This is a genomic window from Cohnella endophytica (assembly GCF_003628305.1).
Lineage (GTDB): Bacteria > Bacillota > Bacilli > Paenibacillales > Paenibacillaceae > Cohnella > Cohnella endophytica.
Genome location: NZ_RBZM01000009.1, coordinates 97,495 through 120,039 on the forward strand (window position 1 = coordinate 97,495; position 22,545 = coordinate 120,039).

At 51.7% G+C, this 22,545-nt stretch carries 24 protein-coding genes; 3 read left to right on the top strand and 21 right to left on the bottom strand.

The window, feature by feature from the left end; all coding sequences use genetic code 11:
- Window positions 1-34: 34 nt before the first annotated feature.
- From D7Z26_RS20675 to D7Z26_RS20690, 4 genes are read right to left on the bottom strand one after another with little or no spacing between them, the layout of a single operon-like run.
- Window positions 35-1,630 carry a methyl-accepting chemotaxis protein gene (locus D7Z26_RS20675; protein ID WP_120978932.1) on the bottom strand — a complete coding sequence of 532 codons (1,596 nt, stop codon included), beginning with the start codon at window positions 1,628-1,630 and terminating at the stop codon, window positions 35-37.
- 56 nt (window positions 1,631-1,686) lie between these two features.
- Window positions 1,687-3,717, bottom strand: a complete 2,031-nt coding sequence (locus D7Z26_RS20680) for a chemotaxis protein CheA (RefSeq protein ID WP_120978933.1) — start codon at window positions 3,715-3,717, stop codon at window positions 1,687-1,689.
- 14 nt (window positions 3,718-3,731) lie between these two features.
- Window positions 3,732-4,160, bottom strand: coding sequence for a chemotaxis protein CheW (locus tag D7Z26_RS20685; protein ID WP_120978934.1), 429 nt, complete (start codon window positions 4,158-4,160; stop codon window positions 3,732-3,734).
- A gap of 50 nt (window positions 4,161-4,210) precedes the next feature.
- Window positions 4,211-4,774, bottom strand: a complete 564-nt coding sequence (locus D7Z26_RS20690) for an HD-GYP domain-containing protein (RefSeq protein WP_407643538.1) — start codon at window positions 4,772-4,774, stop codon at window positions 4,211-4,213.
- A gap of 213 nt (window positions 4,775-4,987) precedes the next feature.
- On the opposite strand from D7Z26_RS20690, the gene D7Z26_RS20695 reads away from it, so the two are divergent.
- Window positions 4,988-5,974: a tyrosine-type recombinase/integrase gene (locus tag D7Z26_RS20695; protein WP_325050465.1), complete on the top strand. Its 987-nt coding sequence runs from the start codon at window positions 4,988-4,990 to the stop codon at window positions 5,972-5,974.
- Between the two features lie 284 nt (window positions 5,975-6,258).
- Here the strand turns inward: D7Z26_RS20695 and folE are convergent, their stop codons facing one another.
- From folE to D7Z26_RS20730, 7 genes are all read right to left on the bottom strand, one after another.
- On the bottom strand, window positions 6,259-6,852 hold the full coding sequence (gene folE / locus D7Z26_RS20700) for a GTP cyclohydrolase I FolE (RefSeq protein WP_120978936.1): 594 nt from the start codon (window positions 6,850-6,852) through the stop codon (window positions 6,259-6,261).
- Window positions 6,853-6,867: 15 nt separating this feature from the next.
- Window positions 6,868-7,137, bottom strand: a complete 270-nt coding sequence (locus tag D7Z26_RS20705) for a YneF family protein (RefSeq protein WP_120978937.1) — start codon at window positions 7,135-7,137, stop codon at window positions 6,868-6,870.
- A gap of 122 nt (window positions 7,138-7,259) precedes the next feature.
- Window positions 7,260-8,282 carry an HD-GYP domain-containing protein gene (locus D7Z26_RS20710; RefSeq protein WP_120978938.1) on the bottom strand — a complete coding sequence of 341 codons (1,023 nt, stop codon included), beginning with the start codon at window positions 8,280-8,282 and terminating at the stop codon, window positions 7,260-7,262.
- A gap of 124 nt (window positions 8,283-8,406) precedes the next feature.
- Entirely contained in the window at window positions 8,407-9,525 is a 1,119-nt protein-coding gene (gene queG, locus D7Z26_RS20715; protein WP_120979119.1) for a tRNA epoxyqueuosine(34) reductase QueG, read from the bottom strand.
- 53 nt (window positions 9,526-9,578) lie between these two features.
- Window positions 9,579-10,175 carry a signal peptidase I gene (gene lepB / locus D7Z26_RS20720; RefSeq protein ID WP_120978939.1) on the bottom strand — a complete coding sequence of 199 codons (597 nt, stop codon included), beginning with the start codon at window positions 10,173-10,175 and terminating at the stop codon, window positions 9,579-9,581.
- Complete coding sequence (locus D7Z26_RS20725; protein WP_120978940.1) at window positions 10,172-10,753, bottom strand: DUF402 domain-containing protein; 582 nt, start codon at window positions 10,751-10,753, stop codon at window positions 10,172-10,174. The genes lepB and D7Z26_RS20725 overlap by 4 nt, the downstream gene beginning before the upstream one ends.
- A gap of 175 nt (window positions 10,754-10,928) precedes the next feature.
- The gene (locus D7Z26_RS20730) at window positions 10,929-11,351 is read right to left on the bottom strand and encodes a GNAT family N-acetyltransferase (RefSeq protein WP_120978941.1); all 423 of its coding nucleotides are present in this window, start codon (window positions 11,349-11,351) and stop codon (window positions 10,929-10,931) included.
- A gap of 418 nt (window positions 11,352-11,769) precedes the next feature.
- Between D7Z26_RS20730 and D7Z26_RS20735 the strand changes: the two genes are divergently transcribed.
- Window positions 11,770-12,381: a superoxide dismutase gene (locus tag D7Z26_RS20735; RefSeq protein ID WP_120978942.1), complete on the top strand. Its 612-nt coding sequence runs from the start codon at window positions 11,770-11,772 to the stop codon at window positions 12,379-12,381.
- Window positions 12,382-12,461: 80 nt separating this feature from the next.
- On the opposite strand, the gene D7Z26_RS20740 is transcribed toward D7Z26_RS20735, so the two are convergent.
- From D7Z26_RS20740 to D7Z26_RS20780, 9 genes are all read right to left on the bottom strand, one after another.
- Complete coding sequence (locus D7Z26_RS20740; RefSeq protein WP_120978943.1) at window positions 12,462-13,472, bottom strand: globin-coupled sensor protein; 1,011 nt, start codon at window positions 13,470-13,472, stop codon at window positions 12,462-12,464.
- Window positions 13,473-13,581: 109 nt separating this feature from the next.
- Window positions 13,582-14,022: a hypothetical protein gene (locus D7Z26_RS20745; protein ID WP_120978944.1), complete on the bottom strand. Its 441-nt coding sequence runs from the start codon at window positions 14,020-14,022 to the stop codon at window positions 13,582-13,584.
- A gap of 245 nt (window positions 14,023-14,267) precedes the next feature.
- Complete coding sequence (gene mutY / locus D7Z26_RS20750) at window positions 14,268-15,389, bottom strand: A/G-specific adenine glycosylase (RefSeq protein WP_120978945.1); 1,122 nt, start codon at window positions 15,387-15,389, stop codon at window positions 14,268-14,270.
- A gap of 7 nt (window positions 15,390-15,396) precedes the next feature.
- Window positions 15,397-16,272, bottom strand: coding sequence for an AraC family transcriptional regulator (locus tag D7Z26_RS20755; RefSeq protein ID WP_120978946.1), 876 nt, complete (start codon window positions 16,270-16,272; stop codon window positions 15,397-15,399).
- 156 nt (window positions 16,273-16,428) lie between these two features.
- Window positions 16,429-16,818: a holo-ACP synthase gene (gene acpS, locus D7Z26_RS20760; RefSeq protein WP_120978947.1), complete on the bottom strand. Its 390-nt coding sequence runs from the start codon at window positions 16,816-16,818 to the stop codon at window positions 16,429-16,431.
- A gap of 8 nt (window positions 16,819-16,826) precedes the next feature.
- The gene (gene nadE, locus D7Z26_RS20765; protein WP_120979120.1) at window positions 16,827-17,636 is read right to left on the bottom strand and encodes an ammonia-dependent NAD(+) synthetase; all 810 of its coding nucleotides are present in this window, start codon (window positions 17,634-17,636) and stop codon (window positions 16,827-16,829) included.
- 82 nt (window positions 17,637-17,718) lie between these two features.
- Window positions 17,719-18,153, bottom strand: coding sequence for a BrxA/BrxB family bacilliredoxin (locus D7Z26_RS20770; protein ID WP_120978948.1), 435 nt, complete (start codon window positions 18,151-18,153; stop codon window positions 17,719-17,721).
- 116 nt (window positions 18,154-18,269) lie between these two features.
- On the bottom strand, window positions 18,270-18,620 hold the full coding sequence (locus D7Z26_RS20775) for a DUF3905 domain-containing protein (RefSeq protein ID WP_233567088.1): 351 nt from the start codon (window positions 18,618-18,620) through the stop codon (window positions 18,270-18,272).
- 271 nt (window positions 18,621-18,891) lie between these two features.
- The gene (locus tag D7Z26_RS20780; protein ID WP_120978950.1) at window positions 18,892-20,550 is read right to left on the bottom strand and encodes a two-component system sensor histidine kinase NtrB; all 1,659 of its coding nucleotides are present in this window, start codon (window positions 20,548-20,550) and stop codon (window positions 18,892-18,894) included.
- Window positions 20,551-20,797: 247 nt separating this feature from the next.
- Here D7Z26_RS20780 and D7Z26_RS20785 point away from each other — a divergent pair, with 247 nt between their 5' ends.
- Entirely contained in the window at window positions 20,798-22,057 is a 1,260-nt protein-coding gene (locus D7Z26_RS20785; RefSeq protein ID WP_120978951.1) for a BaiN/RdsA family NAD(P)/FAD-dependent oxidoreductase, read from the top strand.
- Between the two features lie 31 nt (window positions 22,058-22,088).
- Here the strand turns inward: D7Z26_RS20785 and D7Z26_RS20790 are convergent, their stop codons facing one another.
- Window positions 22,089-22,466, bottom strand: coding sequence for a hypothetical protein (locus D7Z26_RS20790; protein WP_120978952.1), 378 nt, complete (start codon window positions 22,464-22,466; stop codon window positions 22,089-22,091).
- Window positions 22,467-22,545 lie beyond the last annotated feature (79 nt).

Consider the following 22,545-nt stretch of genomic DNA (forward strand, 5'->3'; position numbering starts at 1 on the left):
TTATGTTCTATTGCCTTGAACTGCCGATTCGAAATCAAGAATTACCGATCGTGAATAAGGAAACCGCTCGTTGCAGATCGGCGGCCAGCACGGCAAGCGATTGCGCGGTAGCTGCCGTTTCCTGACTTGCGGCAGCCGCTTCCTCCGTCGTAGCCGAGATGCTTTCTACCGCTTCCTGCACCGTCGAAGCCTGGGCAGCCTGTTCTTCGCTGGCCGCCGCGATTTCCGTTACCTTGTTGCCCGCGTCATTGACCATTTCGGCGATTTGCTTGAACGATTCTCCGGTCTTGCGGGAGAACGTAGCGCTCTCATGGACCGCCGCTACGCTTTGCTTCGTATTCTCCTGCATCCCTTTAATGATTCCCGTGATTTGCTTCGTTGCTTCGCTGCTTCGTTCGGCAAGCTTCCGCACCTCGTCCGCGACGACGGCGAATCCCCGCCCCTGTTCTCCTGCCCTGGCCGCTTCGATCGCGGCGTTAAGCGCAAGCAGATTCGTCTGATCCGCGATATCCTCGATGACTTCGATGATGTCCCCGATTTTCTGCGAATCATCCTCTAACCGCGACATTTTACCGCTAACCTCGTTCATGCTTTCCATTGAGGAACGGATGACCTCTTCCCCATCCTTAGCTACCCGCACCGTGCTGTCCGACAACTCGGATGCCAGCTCCGTATTGCGGGCTACGGAATGAATCGCGCTGGACAGCTCGTTGAATAATTCGCTAATCGTTTGCGCCGCATCCGCCTGGTTCGAGTTGCCGGTCGCAATCTCTTCGCTGCTGGCGGAAATTTGTTGAGATGCCGCCGCAAGACTCTCGGAGTTCGCAAGAATATCTCCGACGATCCTCCGGAGATTTCTCACCATCGCGTCCACGGAGGAGGCAAGATTTCCGATCTCGTCTTTCGTCTGGATATTTACCGTCTGCGTAAGATCGCCTTCCGATACTTTCTTGACGAGCTCGACGACTCTGCGCAGAGGGTTGGCGATGATTCGCGAAATCACATAGCCGAGAAGAACGCTGAGGATAACTGCGACGACGAGTACGATCAGCGTCACGTTGCGCGATGAGCTGTATAGCTTCGCGCCCGCATCGCGAGAATTCTCCGCTTCTCCCAAGTTGTTCTGGATGAGCTTCGTGAGTAAGTCCTTGATTTTGTTCGTTATCGTTTGATACTCGTTGTCTATGACCTTCACCATTTCTTCCAATTGGCCGGCATCCTTGAGTTTGACCGCCGATTCATAAGTTTGCATATACTCTGACCAGCTCTCGTCGAACGGCTGAATCATTTCAGCGGAGCTGTCGGATAGCTTAGTTTGCCTAAAGTTCTTGATCGATTGTTCGATAATCGTCATCTGTTGCTTATAGCTTTCTTTCGTTTTCGCGATTACTTGCTCATCCTCGGACATGTATAGCTTGCGAAGGGACACTCGCATATCGTTAAATCCAATTTGAGCTTGCTGCAACGATTGGATGGCTACTAACTGATTATCGTACATGTCGTTCAGGCTGCCGTTCATCTTGCCAAGGTTGTTCATGCCGTATACGCCTACGAAAGTCATGATTACCGCGATGAGCATAAAGGAGGATATCAATTTCGTGCTCGTTTGTAAGTTATAAAACCATTTCATTATCGTTCGCCTCTTCTCTAGGTGATTAATAATAGCGGTTTAACGGATATGCGGAATCAAGCTCTTCCCATCCTGCGAATGATCCCGCCGATTTCCAGAATCAACGCGACTTTGCCGTCTCCCAGTATCGTCGCTCCGGCAATGCCTTCCGATTGCCCAACGAACGCGCCCAGCGATTTAATGACGATTTCTTGGTTGCCCAGAAGCTCGTCGACGGCGAGAGCATACCTCTTCTCCGCGCGACCGACAATGACGACCGGAACGGATTTGGATCTGGCTGTGTCGTTGGGGTACCCGAAGATGTCGTGTATCCATGCGATCGGAATGACCTGATTACGGATCGTAACGATCGGGATTCCTTTGATGTTATGTATATCTTCATGCGATAATCGAACGATCTCGGCCACGTTGCTCATCGGAATGATAAACGTTCGTCCGCCGACTCTCACCAGAAGTCCGGTAATGATCGCAAGCGTAAGCGGCAGCCTGATCTTGAACCTCGTACCTTCTCCCGCATTCGTCTCGATATCGATCCGGCCATTCATTCTCTCGATGCCGGCTCGGACGATATCCATCCCTACTCCCCTTCCGGAAATATCGCTCACCTGCGATGCGGTCGACAAGCCGGCGTGAAAAATAAGATCTACGGCCTCCTTGTCCGTGTAACGATCGGCCTCGGATTGCGATATCAGACGCTGGCTTACTGCTTTGCGCACAAGCTTGCGCGGATCGATTCCCGCACCGTCGTCCTCGACGACGATCAAAACCTGATTGTCTTCATGCGAAGCGCTGATCGTTATTTTTCCTCTTAGCGGTTTTCCTTGCGCTCTTCTCGTCTCCGGCATTTCGATGCCATGATCCACCGCATTGCGAAGCAAATGGATAAGAGGATCGCCGAGTTCTTCGATAAGCGTACGATCAAGCTCGGTGTCCTTGCCCTCCATGGATAGCTCGACGTCCTTGCCCAATGATTGCGACATATCGCGGATCATTCTTGGGAAACGGTTGAAGAGCTGCTCGATCGGAAGCATCCGCACCTTCATGACGCTTTCCTGAAGTTCGCCTATAATCCGGGTAATATGGTCCGTAATTTGCCCTAACTCCTGAAGCGAATCTTCCGTTCCGAACTTCGAGGCAAGCGAGCGCTCGACTTGCCGAACCCGAGTTTGATCGATAACCAATTCGCCAACCAGATTCATGAGCTTCTCCAGTCTATCGACGTTCACCCTGATTGACTGCACGCGCGCCTTATCTTGCAGAGGCGACGAAGCGGACGACTCGGAATCGTTCGATACCATCAAATCCGCTTCATCGTCGCGCTCTCGCTGGGCTAATGCTTCAAGTTCTACCCTGCCGCAGTCTTCGATCTCGACTTCCCCGACATCGATCCAAGCCAGTGCTCGCGATTGTATCGCTTCCGAAGTCTCGTCGCTTAGAATTAAACAACGGCAGCTTCTTTTACTTTCCTCGTCCTCCCCCTCCATGGGCCTAATGGCATCCGTCCACAACACGTTTGTAGAGCTCTCCGCCAACCACGCAAGTATAAGGTGAAATCGGGCTGTTCTCATCTCGCAATCGGGCGTCAACCCGATCCTTATCCAATAAGCGCGGTCTCCCTGCTCCAGGTGACGTACAGCATGATTAACCTCCTCTACGGACAATAGAATGTTTCCACGATCAATCCTTCGCAACTCGTTTACTTGATTCGGCCAATCGCCTGAAGCGAGCGCATCGACCAAATCATCGATCCCGGAGCTCTCGTGTTTTCTTGCAACGATCTCCGTTCGCAACTGTTTCATTCGATCTACGCATCGGAAGAACAGAGTGGCTAACTCTTGCGTCACTTCGCATTCCTGGTTTCTTACTTTCTCGAGAATATGCTCCATGTTGTGGGTCAGACGCTTCATTCGTTCGTAACCCATCACGGCGGATGAACCCTTAAGCGTGTGAGCGGCGCGGAACAACCGTTGGATCCCTTCCAGCGTCTCTTCCTTCCGTTCAAGTCGCAGTACTTCTTCCTCCATCACTCGCAGCTGCTCGTCCAACTCTTCCATGTACAGGGCTTGATATTCCGTCATGTCCAGCATCGCGTATGCCCCCTCTATTCCCGCAGCAGCACTTCGTCCATTTTAAGTATTCCTACAAGATCATCCTCGTGGATGCCGATCCCACTGAAATACGAGCCGTTTATTCCTCCCACCCAATCCGGCGGGGGCTGGATGTCGGTGAACGTCGTCACCTTGTTCACTTTATCCACGATGATGCCGACGGACTCCTCGCGGTGATTAACGACCACGATGCGAGTCGATTTCGTTGCCGCTTCGCTTTCAAGCATTAACATGCTTCTTAGGCCGATGACAGGAACGATCTTGCCTCGCAAATTAATAACTCCGTGCACGTAGGATTGGCAATTCGGAATTTCCGTAATGTCCAACATTCTGATAATTTCGTGAATTTCCGAGATAAGAATGGCGTATTTTTCGTTTCCTATGCTGAACTCGACGTATTGGTCATGCTTCGTTGTATCCATGCGATTGTCCTCTCCTGATGATAGTTCATGCTATGAATAAGGAATGCCTTTCAAAATGTCTTGAATAAATCCGCATAAGAGAGGTACATCGTATTCACGACGTCCAATAGGGAGTAGAACCGTTCCGCGAGCGACGGATCGAATTGAGTTCCCGCATTTCGTATGATTTCCTGCATCGCCTCCTCTGCCGTTTTCGTTTTTCGGTACGGTCGCGGGGAAAGCATGCTGTCGAATGCATCCACGACCGAGCAAGCTCTCGCCGTCCATGGAATATCCTCGCCGGACAAGCCTACCGGATAACCGCTGCCATCCCACCGTTCGTGGTGATGTAGCACCGTCTCGACAAGCGTCCGATCCATGCCCGGAATTTCAGTAAGCAACTCGGCTCCGGCAGAAGGATGACGTTTAATGCTCGCCCATTGTTCTTTTGTCAGCCGATCCTCGCTATCCAACACCTCGTTCGGGACAGCCAGCTTTCCCAAGTCGTGAATAAAGCAGCCCCTGACAAGATTGGAGGATCTCTCCTGATCGAGCCTTAGCGTTTCCGCCAGCTTCTCCCCCAGCCAAGCAACGCGAACGCAATGTCGGAAAGTTTCTTCATGTTTATGCCGCAATTGCTCCATCCTCCCGGATACGCCGCATCTTTCTGCGAGTATCCGGAAAAATCCATTAGCCGTGGATAAACTTCCCTCCATGTTTCGACCTACTTCCCGTTGATCTTCGTAAACGCGTTAACTGTTCGAGAAGAGCAGCCGATATATTGAAAGTTGACTGTTCGACATGTCGAACAATTACTGTTGTACGACATCTAAGAGGAGGATCAGAGGATGAAGATGAACACATTTGAGACGTATTTCGTATCTGAGCAGAGCATGGTCCTATCCGGTGAACAAAATGGAGATTTCAATGACGATCAAATCGTAGATATGTTTTTGTCGGCGTGCGGATTATCCGAGCCTTCGCAACTCAGCTACAAACGCGCGCTTTATTTTTTCCGTTCTTTCGTATCGCATCTTTTATTGAAGAATGTCACTTGGAGGGAAGTCGAGGCCTATAAACTCGGGTTGATTCGGGGGACGATAAGCCGCTCGGGCAAACCGCTCGCTCCCGCTAGCGTCTCCGCGTTAATAGCGCCCGTTAAATCGTTTTACAGATGGGGAAGCGACCCTAATGTCGGTTTATTGCCGCGAAACCCTACCAGTTCCGTTCGCTTGCCGCAAGTGAAAGTAACAAGCAAAAAACATTATTTAACGCGCAACGAAGTACAAAGTCTGTTGACTGCGCTCCAGAGGCAAAACCTGCGCAATTACTTAATCGGACTGTCTCTCGTTACGTTAGGGCTTCGGGTCTCGGAGCTTTCTAACCTTTCATGGGGAGATTTTCATACCGATCCGGCAGGGATGTCCGTTTGGTTGAATGTCGTTAACGGAAAAGGAGGAAAAACCCGCGACGTCAAGGTGCCGATGGGATTGTGGTCGATATTCGAGGATTATCGGGCGCATACGGGCAATGTTGCAGCCCCTCTTACCGAGGACAAAGCTAAAGTGTTTAAGATTACCGCAAGACAGATCGAACGAATTATTCAAGAGGCGGGTAAGATAAGCATCCTATCCAAACGACCGACCCCGCATTGGCTACGCCATACGAATGCGACATTGGCGCTCTTGAAAGGAGCAACGCTCCAACAAGTACAAGAATCGCTCGGACACACGCACATCAATACGACGCAACGCTATCTTCATACGGTGGAACAGATTAAGAAAGCGGCTCCCGACTTCGTTGAGGAAATGCTTAACGACTTCATCGCGCTCTAATTGGGGAGGATTTTGTCGAATGATTAGATCGACTCATTAAAATTGAGTTGTAAAAACCGACTTTTTAACCTAAAATTTGATTGAGCGCAAGTAAAAGCAAGCATTTAAGTATCTTTAGACATAGGTAAAATGTCGTACAACAGTAATTGTACGACTTCGTATACAGCATACTTATTCATGGCTTCGCTCTCCATATTATCATTTGCCTAATTCGACAAAAAATACCTAATATACCTGTAAAAAAAAGGCCATTCCGCGGTGATCCCAGGGAGTGGCCTTTCCTATTACCTCTTCAATAGCTCCAGAAATTCAGAACGAAGCGCCGCGCTCTGGCGGAATTGGCCCCGAACTCCCGAAGTAACCGTCTTGCTGCCCGGCTTCTTGACGCCGCGCGCGCACATGCAGAGGTGCTCGCCTTCCACGACGACCATAACGCCGTGAGGCTGAAGCACTTCCTCGAGAATATCCGCGATCTGCGACGTAATTCTTTCCTGCACCTGCAGCCGACGGGTAATCGCTTCTACCAGACGGGCTAGCTTGCTCAATCCGGCGATTTTACCGCTCGGTATATAGCCGATATGCGCTTTACCGAAGAAAGGCGCCATATGATGCTCGCATTGGCTGTAATACACGATGTCTTTCACGATGACAAGCTCTTCGTGCTGCTCGTCGAAGGTTACGCCGAGAACGTCTCTAGGATCTACCGCGTAGCCCGCGAAAATTTCCTCGTACATCCGGGTAACTCGCGCTGGCGTCTCCAGTAACCCTTCCCGTTCGACGTTCTCGCCGATCAGCTTCAAGATTTCGCGAATATGATGCTCGACTTGCTCGCGATTGTCGCTAACGTGAGTGTTAACATAGTCTTTGGCTCCCGCCATCGCTATTCCCCCTAACTATCTGCGGAATTTCGGATTGTTCCGGTTGTTCTGGTTGCCGCCCGGAGCTTTAGGAGCGTTTCCGGCGCCTTGGTTTTTCATCATTTGCTGGGCTTTCGCAAGCTGTTGGCTATTCATGTTATAGCCCATTTGCTTCGCCATTTTTTGCAGCATTTCCGGGTTGTTTTGCATCTTCGTCATTTGACTGCGCAAGTAATACACGCCGACGATAAAACCAAGGATCAAACCGACGATTAACGTCAGAATCGGAATAATGTAGGACCACATAAGCGAACGCCTCCAACATTCATAATAAAACCCCGCTTACGCCGCGATGCGCTAGAGCAGGGCTGTCGTACTATGATAGCATGGCCGAAGGATAGGGCGCAAACGGTAAAATCGTAAGTCTCCTACGATAATACCGACTCAATGAACATCGTCGGATTTTGCGCGAGATCGACTTCCGCATAACCGACCGCCTCGTCGCCTTCCTTATCGATTACGCGAACGATCGGACGCCCCGGCAACCCTCGATGCTGACCGACCACGACGCCTGTCTGACGGTTGGAGAGCCTTACGGATATGCCGTTAGGATAGATCGAGACGATCCGCATGAAATGGACGAGCACCTCGTGATCGAGCTTGGTACCCGACATCGCGTTTAACTCCTCGCAAGCTTCGTGTGGCATGAGAGATCTGCCTTCCCCCGAAGCGTAGATCATGTTATCGTATGCGTTGGCAACCGCCGCGATCTTCGCGTAAGTATGAATATCGTCGCCGGTCAATCCGCGAGGGGCCCCGCTTCCGTCGATCGCTTCATGGTGCTGGAAAGCGACGTGCGCAATGAGCAAGCTGTACTCCCGTTTGTTCTTCAGCAGCTCGAATCCCCGCCACGAGTGGTGCATTCGGCCTTCCTGCACTTCAGGAGCGCCTAACTTGCCGAGATCGTGGAGCAGCGCTCCGATCGCCAGCTCCTTCAATTGCAGCATATTGAGTCCCATGTTCAAACCCAACAAAGAGGAGATCATGCATACGTTCATTGCGTGCAGGAACATCGCATTGTCCGCCGTCCGAATGTCGGAAAGTTGAATAAGCAGGTTCTGGTTTTTCATTACGTCTTCGAGCATCTCGTCTACGGTTTGGCTGACCGCCTTCGAATTAAACGACTTTCCCGAGCGCAGCGCCTCGAACATCTCGGACATCTGGTGGATGACCGCGCGTTTCGTTTCGTCCGATAGCACCTCGTCGATCGAGATGTCGCGATACATCGGATTGTCGATATAGACGGTCGTAACTCCGATTCGCTTCAGAGTGCTAATCATATATACCGTTAACTGCACTCCCTTGGATAGCAGCACCGTTCCGTTAGAGGAGAAAATCGTCTTCCCTAATATTTGTCCCGTTTCGACGGACTCGATATCGACCAACTTCATTGCTTCTCTCTCCTGCCTTTGCGCTATGTTGCGTTTCCTTAGCTGACTTATTGTATATTTCGGCAAAAAAGACGTTGAAGTGAATGCGTAGGAGTTGAATTGTCGCTCATTTCCTCGGAAATAATCAGTTGGCCGTGCGATCCTCCCGGCCGTTCAAGGCTCGGCCGATCGCTTCCGTTACCGACGGATCTTTTTCTGTCGATAACGCGTCGTTCAAGCTTGCCCTGGCTTCTTCCGAGGCAATTTTACCAAGCGACCACGCCGCGGTCGCCCTCAAGACGGGACGCGGGTCATCGCGCAATACGGCGGCCACGTCGGGGACCGATTCCGCATCGCGGAAATTGCCGAGCGCGATTAGCGCATTGCGCTGAATCGGCTTGCGGCCGCGCCAGGCGGCGGAACTATCCCCGAATTTCTCGCGAAACTCGCGATTGCCCATCTTCAGCAACGGACGAAGCAACGGCTTGGCGATCTCCGGATCGGGAATGAGCTCGGCATGATGCCTGATGTCGATCTTGCGGTTTACGGGACAGACGATCTGGCACGTATCGCATCCGTATAACCGGTTGCCGATCTTCGCCATCATTTCCTCGCTCACCATTTCTTTCGTCTGAGTGACGTAGGAAATGCACAATTGAGCGTTTAATTGTCCGGGTCCCACGAGCGCTCCCGTAGGGCATGCGTCGATGCATAACGTACAATCCCCGCACCCTTCGGCTATTGCCGAATCCGGCGGAAGCGGCAAGTTCGTGATCGTCTCGCCCAGATAGACCCACGAACCGAGCTCGGGCGTCAACGTAGAGCAATTTTTGCCGCTCCAGCCGATCCCCGCCCGTTCCGCAACGGCACGGTCGGAGAGCGCCCCGGTGTCCACCATCGACATCAGCTTGGCTTCCGGTACTCTTTCCATAATCCAAGCATCCAGCTTCGCCAATCTTCTCCGCAAAGCCCGATGGTAGTCTTCTCCCCACGCGGAACGCGACAGGATCCCCCTACGTTTGCCCGGTTCGGAGACGGGAGCCCCTTTCATCTTGGACGGGTATGCGACGGCGATGGCGATAATTGATCTAGCTTCCTGCATTAGCAGAGTCGGAGTCGTCCTTAAGTCCAAGTCCGGCTCCTCGAAACCGGATTCATGGCCCCGTTCCCGATGCCGTACGAGTCTTTCGCGAAGCTCGGAGAACGGTTCCGCGGTCGTTATCCTCAGCTTGTCTATCCCGAGATCCGGAGCGGCGGCGATCATTTCATCCTTCAAACGGCTCCAGAACGAGGAATCCCGGTTAACATCCCGTTGGCTCACAGTTTCGCCCAGCGGCTTATCGGCCACACGATCAGGTCCGCTCTTCCTTTAATGTACGATTCGGGTACTTCATTAAACGCGCGGCTATCCCTGCTCGCCCGTTCATGCCGGTTATCCCCCATCACGAAATAATGCTTCGGGCTGACCGTCGTCGGTCCGAAATCCCCGTCTTCGATTTTCGCGTCCGTATAGGGCTCTACGGTTAGCTTGCCATTGATATAAAGCTCGCCGCCGCGGATTTCCAACGTGTCGCCCGGCATGCCCACGATGCGTTTGACCAAATATTCCTTGCGTTCCGGACCCTCGCTAGGGTCCTTAAGAATGACGACGTCCCCGCGTTTCAAGCTTCCGAACTCCAGCACGACCTTGTTCACGAACAGCCATTCGTTCTCATGCAGCGTCGGTTCCATGGAGATTTTCTTAACGGTGGACAACTGGAATACGTAAGCCTGAAGAAGCATCACGATAATCGCCGCGACGATAAGCGCTTTCGTCCAATCCCACAGCTCTTTGCGCCAACCGCTTAATACAGGCTGCTTTTGCGCGGAACGCCTTCTGTTGCCTGGAGCTCTAGACTCCGCTTGTTGTCTCATAGACGTCCATTCTCTCCTTCGGCTTCCGCCTGTCGCTTCCATTGCTCGTAGTAATGGTAGATCTCGTCATCCCCGAACGGGAATTCCCGTCTCGCGATGGCGTCCAACAGCTCCAGCAGGGCTCCTTCAACGCGGGCTTCGATGTTCTCGCCGTAACGGTATTCTTCCTTATGCCTGAGGAACTCGTCCCTGTCCAGCTCTTGAACGGTCCCGTCAGGCAATACGACGACGTCCAAATCGTAATCGATATAGGTCAAGACATCCCCGTATCGATAGGGAGGGGACGCCAAATTGCAATAATAACGAATGCCTTTTTCTTCGATTAAAGCGACTACGTTATACCATAGCTCGGGCATGAAGAAGGAAACGGCCGGCACTCTGCTGATCCATTCGTTGCCGCTTGCCTCCACGATCGTAGTCCGGTCGTTCAACAACACGCATACCTGTCTTCCGATATGCCGGGGATGCAACTTGTCTTGAGGTACTTGCCAATTCTCAAGCCAAACCCGATGCAACGAACCGTCATGCTTAAAGCTCTTGATCACGCGTTTGACATATGGACTATCCGATGTCTCCATGACGGTACGCCCCCCCGTTTTGCTTCTTCAAGTTGAATGCCGTTACGTATGGACGGCAAGGTGCGATACTATAAGAAAAGCATATCTCCCCGCCAAAAGCAATGGCGCGAAAGATATGCTTCCAATGAGCAGATCATTACGATAATAGCGAATCAGGATGTTTAGGATGTTTGTCTTATCCGGCTACGATCGATAGAGGATGCGTTAACTGGGCGAAATCGATCGGCCTTACGCCGAGCGACTCGTAGAATGGACGCAAAAGCTCGTTATGCTTGTCTCCGGGAATCAGAACCTTCATTACTTTGCGTTGACGGAACCGGTTATTCATCGTAGATACGAGAGCCCGTCCCACGCCTTGGCGTCTGAAACCTTCATGCACGGCTACGCGATACATGTAGCCCTTCTGTTTATCTATCGTTCCGATCAATACGCCTGCGATAACGCCCGCCGATTCGGCGACCAGCACAAGCTCGCTGTCCCAAGACAATTGGCGTGCGAACGCGCCCATCGTCTCCTCGCAACATTCCTCCGACAATACTTCTTCCAGAAGCTCCGCGACCGACCTGTAGTCTGACAATTGGAAAGAACGAATCTGCATGCTGCACAATCCTCCGGACAAGAAGTTAGAAGTTTACATCCAGTTAACGTTTTAACGGTCTCTTAATTTTACGACAATTTGGCGAAATTTCTAGTTCTTTTATTAAAAAAACACAAATATTTTCGTCAAAATGCTAGAATCTTTGGTGAAAACGCTTTAAAACGGACGATTACCGGTGATTTATAGATACTTTTGGTCGATAACCGCGATATTCGCTTCCTTTTGCGGTTATTTCGTAGCGGTAATGGGCATTTTAATGGAGTCGCTTGCTCTCGTTTGTCCCGGGGATGTGTCAGAACGACACGAGTTTTGACTTTTTATACATCTATGTTGATTTAATCAAATGGATAAGGGATAATAGTTATCGTGAGCAACTAAAGCTACATATCGATATTCAATTCATAGGAGGTAATTACAAATGGCACACGAATTGCCCGCACTACCTTACGCAACGGACGCGCTTGAGCCCCACATCGACACGGCGACAATGGAAATCCATCACGGCCGCCACCACAATGCCTATGTAACGAACTTGAACAACGCATTGAAATCCGCTCCGGAACTCGAAAGCAAAAGCGTTGAAGATCTGATCGCGGACTTGAACGCCGTACCGGAAAGCATCCGTACCGCGGTTCGCAACAACGGCGGCGGACATGCGAACCACTCCCTGTTCTGGAAAACGATCAGCCCAAGCGGCGGCGGACAACCTTCCGGCGCATTGGCTTCCGCGATCGACAGCGAACTGGGCGGATTCGACAAATTCAAAGAAACTTTCGCGGCTGCTGGCGCGACTCGCTTCGGCTCCGGCTGGGCATGGCTTGCGCTGGGCAAAGACGGCAACCTTAAAGTATACAGCCTGCCGAACCAAGATAGCCCGATCATGGAAGGCGACACTCCTCTTCTCGGATTGGACGTTTGGGAGCACGCTTACTACCTGAAATACCAGAACAAACGCCCTGACTACATCGCGGCTTTCTGGAACGTCGTGGACTGGAACGCAGTCGGCGCGAGCTACGACGCGGCGAAGTAATCGTAAGAGAGTAATAGCATGGAGAAACAGCCCGCAGATCAGGTCCGTCCTGACTTGCGGGCTGTTTTTTGTCGTCATGCTTATGAATTCTGTTCGACCAAACCGTTTAATTCGGCGGTTACCGTATCGATCATCTGCACGAACGAGGACAATTCCTGCGAGCTCGCCGCCTGTTCCCTGGAGAAACGCACCGTCTCTTCGCTACCGTGCTTAACCTCGTCCAGCGAGGAACGGATTTCCTTCAGCTTGCTCTGAATCGTAATCAATGCCTGCTTGGAATGAGTGGCCAGCTTGCGGATCTCATTGGCGACGACCTCGAATCCGAGTCCCGCCTCTCCCGCTCTAGCCGCTTCCAACGCCGCATTCAAACCGATCAGATGCGTCTGATCGGAAATTTCCCGCATCGTCGAGCCGAGCTGGTGAATTTCGTCGATTTCGCGGGAAAGCTCGCCGACCTTAACGTTGGAATTCTCTTGCACGTTCGCAGTATGTATCGCGTTGGTCGCCACCGCATTGCTGCTCTCGCTAAGTTGAACCATCATCGAGGACAGCTCCTGCACGATGCCGCTCACTTTAACGAGCATATTTTGCCGCTCATCGACCAGCTTCTCGATTTTCGCCTTCTCGTCCTGCTCGTAAGCCTCAAGCACGATCTGGGAGTCCAAGTTGAACAGCTTGCTAAGTACATAGGTAATTCGCAGCCATTCTTCGGGAACGATTCGTTTTAGATGGGACGTGGCGATATCCAAATATAGAACATAAGTGCCTAAGTACCAATCGGTCGTTAATCCGATTCGGGAATGCACTTTGCCGATATACAGCCTTTTGGAGAAAAATTCCTCGTCGATTACTCCGGCAGTCAGTGCCTGGAAATACCAGCGCTGAGTCTCTTTCAACCGCTCGATCGTGCTGTGGGATTGGATAAGCCGCAATAATTCCGGTTGTTCCGTAATGCGATCGTAAAGCTCATTCACGACATCATCCGTAATGTCGGAGAACAATTTCTGCTTCGTACTCAGAAACTTCAGGTCATCCTCTTCGATACCGATATAGCGCAATTGTTTCCGCCTTGCCTCGTTCACTTGAATCATAGGACTTCCTCCTCATCTGAGCTGACGTAAGACTAGCTTGTCTTGAATCGACGTTTACGTCAAGCCCTTCGATGAATGTTCACATTTTCTTCCTCTTTAGGATAAGTTCCTAGATTTCGACTTTGGTCGCGTACAGCGGCAGGACATCCTCTTCGTTCGGAATGCGGATTACGCAATCCAATATATTCATCAGCTCTGCCCGAGCATGATTCAAGTATCCCATGACCGAATCCTGGAGCTTGTCCGTCTGCAACGCCGCGTTCAACCAGAGCTTTCGGTTCAGCAAAACGATCGATAGCTCGAACGGAGAACGGTAACGTCTGATTTCCTCGTAGATTGTCGTTTGAAGATACGTTTCCGGAAGCACCAGGGAATACATGAGAACGGGGTGCCCGGGGTGTAAATCCTTAATCTGGAATTGCTCTAGCAAAGGATAGTTATTTTTGTGCCACCGGTACCCGAACATCGCCGATTCCTCTTCTTCCCATACGGGCTCGTACACTTTAATCGCCTCCTGGAAGAGCTGCTTGTAGAATTCCGCTAATTTCACTTCCGTCCCCCTCGTTAGTCGTGCGCATCCTGTGAGTTCGTATACTGTAACTTTAAGCTCGAGGTATTAAATCTAGTGCCTGATGAATATTTGAAAAATGTTTGTTTCCCTAACCGAAACGAGAGGAATAAGAGAAAGTTGTTAGCAAATTGTTTGGGTTATTCGTCACGTAAGCCTTAACGCGAACAAAACCATGGCATCTCGGCGATGTTACCGCCGTTTGCCATGGTTTTGTTCTCGAAGCTCTAATCATTATTGCGATTAATAAAATACTCCGTTAATAATTTCCTGAACACGTTGGGCCAAACATAGTCCTCGAAGTTATCCGGACTAACCCACTCGTAAGCCGTGCGATCCGCAATGTAGCGTTCATCTTTCACCGTCGCGGACAATACTCTTATTTTCCAGACGAGATGCGTGAAGATGTGCTGCGCCTCCCCGATTACCCGTTCGTCGGCATGAATCCTCAACCCTTCGTTCGCGAGAGCCTTTTCTAACCCGATCTTGCCCTCCGCGAGAGATTCCCATGCCACGGCGTCCGGAACTTCAATATGGGGAAGCTCCCACATTTTCGCTAGGAGCCCTGTTTCCGGACGTCTGCGAACGAGTACCTTGCCCGCGTTCTCCCCCTTGCCTTCCAATAGCGCCGCGAAACGATACACGTCTCTGGCCTTCTTCGCTTTCGTCTTCACCGGAAGCTCCCGTTCCCGGCCTTCCAGACGGCCAAGGCACATCGTTCTGACCGGGCATTCCCCGCAGGACGGCGACTTCGGCGTACAGACTAAAGCCCCGAGTTCCATTAACGCCTGGTTGAAATCGGCCGCTTCTCCTTCGGGAATAAGCGATTGCGCCAACGTTTCCATGCGGATTCGCGTGGCGGGACGAGCGATATCGTCCTCCAAGCAGAAATATCGCGACAGCACGCGCATGACGTTGCCGTCGACCGCAGGCTCCGGCTGATTATACGCGATGCTAAGAATCGCGCCCGTCGTATAAGGGCCGACGCCCTTCAAGCCCGATACTTGCCGCTTATCGCTTGGTACCCTTCCGCCGTATTCGGAGACGACTTCGCGCGCTGCAGATTGCAAATTACGCGCCCTAGAGTAGTATCCTAGGCCTTCCCAATGCTTCAGCACGTCTTCCTCCGGCGCTAAGGCAAGTTCCGTCAGAGAAGGAAAACGATGCACGAACCGGTTGAAATACGGGATTACGGTATCCACTCTCGTCTGCTGAAGCATGATTTCCGATACCCAGATATGATAAGGATCCCTGCTTCTCCGCCATGGCAAGTCCCGTCTTACTTTACGGTACCACCTGAGCAGTTCCTCGCCGAAATACGTCTTGCTCTCGTCCGCGTTTAAGCTCATGCTCCGCTTAACCCTCCTCGTCCGTGCCGGCCGATTCGTTCTCCGCGGCCGTGAACAACGCCGCTTGCTTGCGATAGCGGCTAGGCGTCAAGCCGGTATGGGCCTTGAACATTCGAGAAAAATAGTAAATTTGCATGCCGATCTTGCTAGCCACCGCGGACACGTTGCATTCCGGTTGAAGCAGCAGCCCCTTCGCGACTTCCATCCTCCGTTGATTCACGTATTGAATCGGCGAATAACCCAGGATCCCTTTGAAAAATACGATAAAGTAATTCGGATGCAAATACACTTGTTTGGCCAAGCTTTCAACCGTTATGTTGTCCGCGAGATGATCGTCGATATATTGCAGGATAACGTTGATTTTCTGAAGCTCCTCGGACGGGGCGCCCTCGTTCTCGCCTAGCGGCAAGCTGTCCAAATATATGCTCAGCAGCTCCAGCAACGCGGCTTTAATCCGCAACCTGGAAGTGAGCTTGTCCCTTACCAGCTCCTTGAACAGTTGCTTGAATAACGCGTCGACCGCAGGGCCATCCATAATCTGAATATGAAACGGCATCTGCAACGTACGATACAAATCCCGTTCCTCGTAGCTGCTACGGTAATGACACCACTGCAGCGTAATCTCTTCATCCTTCTCCAGGGCGAAGCGATGAGGGGTTCCCGACAGAAGAATAATGAGCTTTCCCTGAACAAGGGGGACCTCCTTGCCACGCACGTAAAGCTTGCCCGTTCCTTCCTTTACGTACAGGAACCGGCTGCAGTCGTATATATCTTCGCGGTCTTTAACAGAAGAGGCGTCCAACACCGTTTCGGCCGCCGCCGAGACTTCAAAATTCATGTGCTCGAAATGTTTCATCATGATCGTCAAATAATTCGTAGTCATCTCAATGCTCCATTATCCCGGTATATAGATTACAACCTTATTGTTAATATATTTCCATTATACGTTAGTCTGTCCCCGGCGTGTAATTACAATTTCATTACGCAAACCCATAAAATAACAGCCCGATCGTGAACCACAACCGGACTGTTGCGAGATTTACTTTTCTATTAAAGCCGTTGCCGCGGCTAACGATCTTTCGTGCGTAATCGCGATATGCAACGTATATGCTTGGTCTTTCCATCCGAGCCGCTCCATCGAAGCTTTCGACAGGACGCCTATCGGTTTCCCGAGCGCATCGGGGAGTACTTCGATATCATGGAATCCTACTTTGGCTCCAATACCGCAACCTAAAGCTTTCACTACGGCTTCCTTGGCCGCGAACCTGCCGCTGACGTACTCCAACGCCCTGCGTGGCCGAAGATTCGATAGATGCTCCCTTTCCCTCGCGGTAAGCACCCGTTCCACGAACCTGCGTCCCGCGGCGCCCGAGAGCAGTTTCTCCATCCTTGCCAGCTCGACGACGTCCAGTCCGATTCCGACGATCATCCCGTCGGTTAAATTCCCGGAATATTCTCGCGCTTATGTTGCGTGCGCAAGTAGCGACTCTCGAGAATGTCCCGGGCTTTCGCGTCGATCTCTTTGCCTTCCAAGTAGGAACTGTTGTCCTCGTAAGAGACCCCCAGCTCGTCCTCGTCCGTCTGTCCATGCCAGAGGCCCGCCGTAGGAGCTTTGTCGATTACGCTCGCCGGAACGCCTAGGCGTCTGGCAAGCTCTCTCACTTGGCGTTTGTTCAGCGTGCTGAGCGGAGTAATATCCACCGCTCCGTCCCCCCACTTCGTGAAGAAGCCGGTCAGCGCTTCGGATGCGTGATCCGTTCCGACGACGAGCAGGTTGAGATCGAATGCCAGCGCATATTGAACGACCATTCGCGTGCGGGCTTTCACGTTACCTTTGCCCCCGCGACTAATATGGCGGTGAATGTTCAATGCTTTGAATGCGTATTCGGCTTCGAGCGCGATTTCGTCGACCGCTTCTTCGATATTCGTCTCTACCTTATGCGTTAATTGGAAAGCTTCGGCGACTTCGTAGCTATGCTGAATATCCTCTTGTTCGCCGTAAGGTTGAAATACGCCCAGCGTTATGTATTCTTTCCCGGTTTCCTGCGACAGCTCGTCCGTAGCCCGCTTGCAAAGTCCGGTCGCGACGGCGCTATCGACTCCGCCGCTAATCGCGATCAGCAATCCCGTTGCTCCGGCTTTCCTGACATAATCCTTCAAGAAGCCGACGCGCTTCTCGATCTCCAGGTCGACGTCGATCGTGGGCTTAACGCCTAACTTCGCGATAATATCTTGTTGTGTCGTCATTTCTCCCGAACCCCCCGTTGGAAACAAAAATATCCCGTCGGCATATCCGCCGCAATGGCGGATGCCTTCGGGATGAGAAGATTTACCGGCAATAACGGTCAAAGGCGCCTGTAAGATCTTCGGCGATGTCTCCAGCGCTGCGATTCTCGATCTGGTGCCTTTCGATGAAGTGAACGAGTTCTCCGTCCTTCAACAAGGCGATCGACGGGGAAGATGGCGGATACGGCAAGAAGTACTCGCGCGCTTTGGCCGTTGCTTCCTTATCCTGTCCGGCGAATACCGTGAACAAGTGATCCGGTAACACATCGTGTTGCAGTGCCTCGGCAACGCCTGGACGGCATTGTCCCGCCGCGCAGCCGCAGACGGAATTGATGACGACTAGCGTAGTGCCCTCTGCCGTAGGAAGCTTAGCTTCCACTTCTTCAGGCGTCCTTAATTCCTGGATTCCGATCCGAGTAAGATCATCGCGCATCGGTTGTACCATATCCAACATATATCTTTCGAAAGACATCGACATAGAAGGCCCCTCGCTTTCCGGTTTCTGATATTGGCGGTTCGTTCTTTCCGCTATTACTTATTATAGCGCGCCGCCGCAAGCTCCGTCAAAGAATAGCAGCCCTTCTCCGCCGAACTTCAAGGTTCATCGAGCACTTCGGGCACCGAGAAGTAATCGTCGTCATCCATATCGATCGAAATAGCGGTCGAATGGGTCGGATGCATGAACAAACCCGAGTTGGGAGCGATGCCCCGTTCGAACAGATCTTTGTTCTCCTCGGTTAGGAAGCCGATATCCTTGTAGGGGTGCACCCATTGCTCTCCCGCCATGACGGATGGATCCGTCTCCTTGCTCCACTGCTCGAGCGGCGATGTCGCAGACACGTAGTCGTGATCGCCAATCACGACTCCATGGGCATTCACGAAAGGCTCCCGCGGCCCCCGGTTGGCGCGGAATTCCGGGCGAAAATCTATCTCGTACGGATCCAATGCCGAATCGTCATGCCCCCCTGCGGGTCGAACGCCCGCATAGGGATTGCTTGGCTGATCAGCGATAACTTATGTCGACGGTCTGTTCGGGCCGTCTAATTTCTTGTCGAATCCCGGGGTTGTTGGCGAGACGTTTTTCCGATTGCGGTTAGCGCGATTCCGTCCTGTTTGAGACGGTCCCTGAGAGCTTGGCATGGAAGCATCCTCCTTGTCTGGATGAGTCCTCCGTAGTGTAACCGAATTAATAGGGCTTATCCGCTACCTTTACAAATCACCAGCAATTTCTGCCCGGCTTGCAGAAGGATACGATGAACGAAGTTCCTCGTCCGGGCTCCGATTCCACGTGAATTTTACCATTGTGCCGTTCGACGATACTAAGGCATAGGGCCAAGCCCAAGCCCGTTCCGTTGGTCTTCGTCGTATAGAACGGCTCGAACAGCTTTTCCAGCTTCTCCGGGGCGATTCCCACGCCATTGTCGGTAACCCGAAGCTGAATCGTATTCGCCATATTCAATGTTTCGAGTCGCAGGGTCCCCTTGTCGTTCATCGCTTCCATTCCGTTGCGAGCCAAGTTCAGGACGAGCTGCTTCATCTCTTTGCTGTTCATATGGAGCAAGTCCATTTCCTCGCCTAGCCGCATGTCGATGATTTGCCCGCGCAAATTGGCGTCCGCCCATAATAAAGGAAGCAACTCGTTCATAAGTTCGTTCAGATTGGAAGCTTCCTTCTCTACGATCCGGTTCTGCGCTAACGACAGGAAATCGTTAATGATAGCGTTGGCGCGATCCAATTCATCGATTACGATACGAAAATAAGACTGCTGGTCATCGGGACTTCTCTCGTTAAGCAATTGGACGAATCCTCGAATAACGGCCATCGGATTGCGAATTTCGTGCGTAATGCTCGCCGCCATTTGCCCGACGAGACTTAGACGGTCCATGCGATTCACTTCGTCCTTGAGTTGCTGGATTTCGGTAATGTCATGCCCGATGAAGAGCACACCGTCCATGCCCCCCAAATGCAATTGTTTGATCGGGCAAGTTACTGTGTAGTAAGCCCTGCCTCGCGCGCGAACGACCTCCGTATATCTATCCTCGTCTTGGAGCACGTGCTCCACGGGATTCGTTTCCGCTTCCATTTCCATTCTTTTCGCGAAGAAAGAAAAATAACGATTTATAATATCGCTGTTACCAAGGGGACTGACCAGTCTCTGCGCCATATCGTTAATATGGGTTACCCTCCCTTCCGCGTCGCAGAACACGACGATAAGAGGAGTATTATCAATAAACTGTTGCAGCCTGCGAACCTCGCCCCGATATTTATTGGAGACGTCGTACAATTGGATTTGCAGTTGAATTCTTTCGAAGCCTAATTCCACGAAATAAACGCACAACGTGGTTGCCAACAAAAAAAATAGGTAAAACGTGATGCTGGCGACGATATGCACGGGAAGTTCCGATGCGCTCCAATCGGAACCGCTATCGAAAAATTGCGCAACCTGAAACAACGCCAATAGCGAGCATAGAAAATAAACGATCCTCCGTTTTTTGGCACGACCGCTTGTCTTGTAAGCGCGGATTCTATAAAAGAGAATCGGAAAATAAATCATGACAAACGCCGCAAACAAAATAATATCCGCTTGCTGCGACAAATCGTTCAAACACATCGCGAGATAAATGATAATCAATAGGATCGCCCCCGGAATCCCACCGTAGAGGGTGCCGACAACGAACGGAACATGGCGAAAATCGAATATTACGGCGTCATTGCTGACTAGAGCGAATTGGAAGCTCAAGCAAATGGCCACTCCGCATACGATCGTTAAGAACGCCGGAACGTAACGGGTTTTTTCCGGTCTTGAGTACCACACCATGAAAATAAATACAGGGAAAAAGGCGATCAGGATCTGTAGCATCGAATCTTTCCACATCGATAGAACCCCCGGCTTGATCAGTCGACATATTCCAAGTATATTTTTCCACTCTGTAAATTAATTAGATTAAAACACATCTCACCAGAGGTTACAATATTAGCCATTCATATTGTCATAATATTTCGCTTTTTGCAGAATAAATACCATTCAATCACAATCCTGTCTATACTTAATCGGTATTTGGTATTCAGCCTTAACTGGTGTTAAACTTCGAGTATATTAATCGACAGATCGGAGCATGGAAATGAAATACGACGTCATCGTTATCGGGGGCGGCTCGGCCGGGCTAATGGCCGGCATTGCGGCCAGCAAGCAGGGAGCGCGCGTTCTACTGCTGGACAAAGGGGACAAGTTGGGGCGCAAGCTCGGCATTTCCGGGGGCGGCAGGTGCAACGTCACGAACAATAAAGAACTGGACGAACTGATCCGGCATATTCCCGGCAACGGGCGTTTCCTCTATAGCTCTTTCTCCAACTTCAATAATAAAGACATTATCGATTTCTTCGAGAGGTTGGGCATTCGTCTGAAGGAGGAAGACAACGGGCGCATGTTCCCCGTAACGGACAAAGCCAAAACCGTCGTGGATACGCTGGTGGCGCAAGTTCGCAAGCAAGGCGTCGAGATTCGGCTCGGTTCGCCGGTCGATACCCTTTTGTACGACGACGGTCATGTGGTCGGGGTTCGGCTACGAACCGGAGAAACGCTGGAATGCCGATCGGCCATCGTCGCGGCGGGAGGAAAGTCCGTTCCCCAGACGGGGTCGACGGGAGACGGATACGCTTGGGCGGAGAAAGCCGGACATTCGATTACGGAGCTCTTTCCTACCGAAGTCCCGCTCACCTCTAACGAACCTTTTATTTCGAGCAAAGAACTTCAGGGGCTCTCCTTGAGGGACGTATCCCTTTCCGTCTGGAATCCCAAAGGCAAGAAGCTAATCGAACACCGGGGAGACATGATCTTCACGCATTTCGGGATATCGGGACCGATCGCTTTGCGCTGCAGCCAATTCGTCGTCAAAGCGCTCAAGCAATTCGGAACGGGCAACATCGAAGTATCCGTTGACCTGATGCCGGATGCCGGCACGGACGAAGCTTATACGGAAACCCTAAAACTGGCGGAAAAAGAACCGAAGAAGTCGACCAAAAACATCCTTAAAAGCTTCTTGCCCGAGAAAATGGTTCCACTCTTGCTGCAACGGTCGGGACTGTCGGAATCTCTCACCTTCGACAATATCCCGAGGCAAGAATGGATGGAATTGGCCAAGCTCATGAAACGGTTCCCGATTCGAGTGTACGGAACGTTGTCGATCGAGGACGCTTTCGTAACGGGGGGCGGCATTAACCTGAAGGAAGTCGATCCGCGAACGATGGAGTCGAAGCTAATGGGCGGCTTATATTTCTGCGGGGAAATTCTCGACATTCACGGCTATACGGGAGGCTATAACATTACGGCCGCTTTCTCCACCGGATACACGGCAGGCCTCCATGCCGGCACGGAGGCTTGACCGCACTATTCAGGACTTGCCGGAAAGACATTCAAGTCGCGCTAAAATGGTCGTAGGAACCTGTGTCAGGCGTGAAATCATCTTCCTCGATCGAGGTCGGGTCATCCCCGCCTTGGAGATACTTATCCTCCCAATCCTCGTTGACGGTATGCGCGGGAATTCGGATACCGTCCATTCCGTACGCCATGTCGGTTACGTCCACGACTTCCGCCGGCGCATGCTCCATCAACTGTCCCGCGTAACATTGCACGATTTCCAGAGCCGAAGTCAAATCCTCGTCCTGCACGTGAATGTGCAGGCGTCCTCCCTCGTGCTGCTGCGGTTCGTATCCCAGATCGCCAAGCGTCTCTCCCGCCAATCTCGCCTGAGATTCATCCGGAAACTGGAACATCAAAGCGGCTCGGTTCATCGAATGATCCACTCCAATCGCTATGTACTCGACAAGCATCCCGCATAGCATTCCCAGTTATTGTTTCCCAATACATCGA

Bases quoted from the DNA above. Each gene is read 5' to 3' on its own strand.
- D7Z26_RS20675 (WP_120978932.1), bottom strand. From the start codon at position 1,630: ATGAAATGGTTTTATAACTTACAAACGAGCACGAAATTGATATCCTCC.
- D7Z26_RS20680 (WP_120978933.1), bottom strand. From the start codon at position 3,717: ATGCTGGACATGACGGAATATCAAGCCCTGTACATGGAAGAGTTGGAC.
- D7Z26_RS20685 (WP_120978934.1), bottom strand. From the start codon at position 4,160: ATGGATACAACGAAGCATGACCAATACGTCGAGTTCAGCATAGGAAAC.
- D7Z26_RS20695 (WP_325050465.1), top strand. From the start codon at position 4,988: ATGAAGATGAACACATTTGAGACGTATTTCGTATCTGAGCAGAGCATG.
- folE (WP_120978936.1), bottom strand. From the start codon at position 6,852: ATGGCGGGAGCCAAAGACTATGTTAACACTCACGTTAGCGACAATCGC.
- D7Z26_RS20705 (WP_120978937.1), bottom strand. From the start codon at position 7,137: ATGTGGTCCTACATTATTCCGATTCTGACGTTAATCGTCGGTTTGATC.
- D7Z26_RS20710 (WP_120978938.1), bottom strand. From the start codon at position 8,282: ATGAAGTTGGTCGATATCGAGTCCGTCGAAACGGGACAAATATTAGGG.
- queG (WP_120979119.1), bottom strand. From the start codon at position 9,525: ATGATCGCCGCCGCTCCGGATCTCGGGATAGACAAGCTGAGGATAACG.
- lepB (WP_120978939.1), bottom strand. From the start codon at position 10,175: ATGAGACAACAAGCGGAGTCTAGAGCTCCAGGCAACAGAAGGCGTTCC.
- D7Z26_RS20725 (WP_120978940.1), bottom strand. From the start codon at position 10,753: ATGGAGACATCGGATAGTCCATATGTCAAACGCGTGATCAAGAGCTTT.
- D7Z26_RS20730 (WP_120978941.1), bottom strand. From the start codon at position 11,351: ATGCAGATTCGTTCTTTCCAATTGTCAGACTACAGGTCGGTCGCGGAG.
- D7Z26_RS20735 (WP_120978942.1), top strand. From the start codon at position 11,770: ATGGCACACGAATTGCCCGCACTACCTTACGCAACGGACGCGCTTGAG.
- D7Z26_RS20740 (WP_120978943.1), bottom strand. From the start codon at position 13,472: ATGATTCAAGTGAACGAGGCAAGGCGGAAACAATTGCGCTATATCGGT.
- mutY (WP_120978945.1), bottom strand. From the start codon at position 15,389: ATGAGCTTAAACGCGGACGAGAGCAAGACGTATTTCGGCGAGGAACTG.
- D7Z26_RS20755 (WP_120978946.1), bottom strand. From the start codon at position 16,272: ATGACTACGAATTATTTGACGATCATGATGAAACATTTCGAGCACATG.
- acpS (WP_120978947.1), bottom strand. From the start codon at position 16,818: ATGATCGTCGGAATCGGACTGGACGTCGTCGAGCTGGCAAGGATGGAG.
- nadE (WP_120979120.1), bottom strand. From the start codon at position 17,636: ATGACGACACAACAAGATATTATCGCGAAGTTAGGCGTTAAGCCCACG.
- D7Z26_RS20770 (WP_120978948.1), bottom strand. From the start codon at position 18,153: ATGTCGATGTCTTTCGAAAGATATATGTTGGATATGGTACAACCGATG.
- D7Z26_RS20780 (WP_120978950.1), bottom strand. From the start codon at position 20,550: ATGTGGAAAGATTCGATGCTACAGATCCTGATCGCCTTTTTCCCTGTA.
- D7Z26_RS20785 (WP_120978951.1), top strand. From the start codon at position 20,798: ATGAAATACGACGTCATCGTTATCGGGGGCGGCTCGGCCGGGCTAATG.
- D7Z26_RS20790 (WP_120978952.1), bottom strand. From the start codon at position 22,466: ATGAACCGAGCCGCTTTGATGTTCCAGTTTCCGGATGAATCTCAGGCG.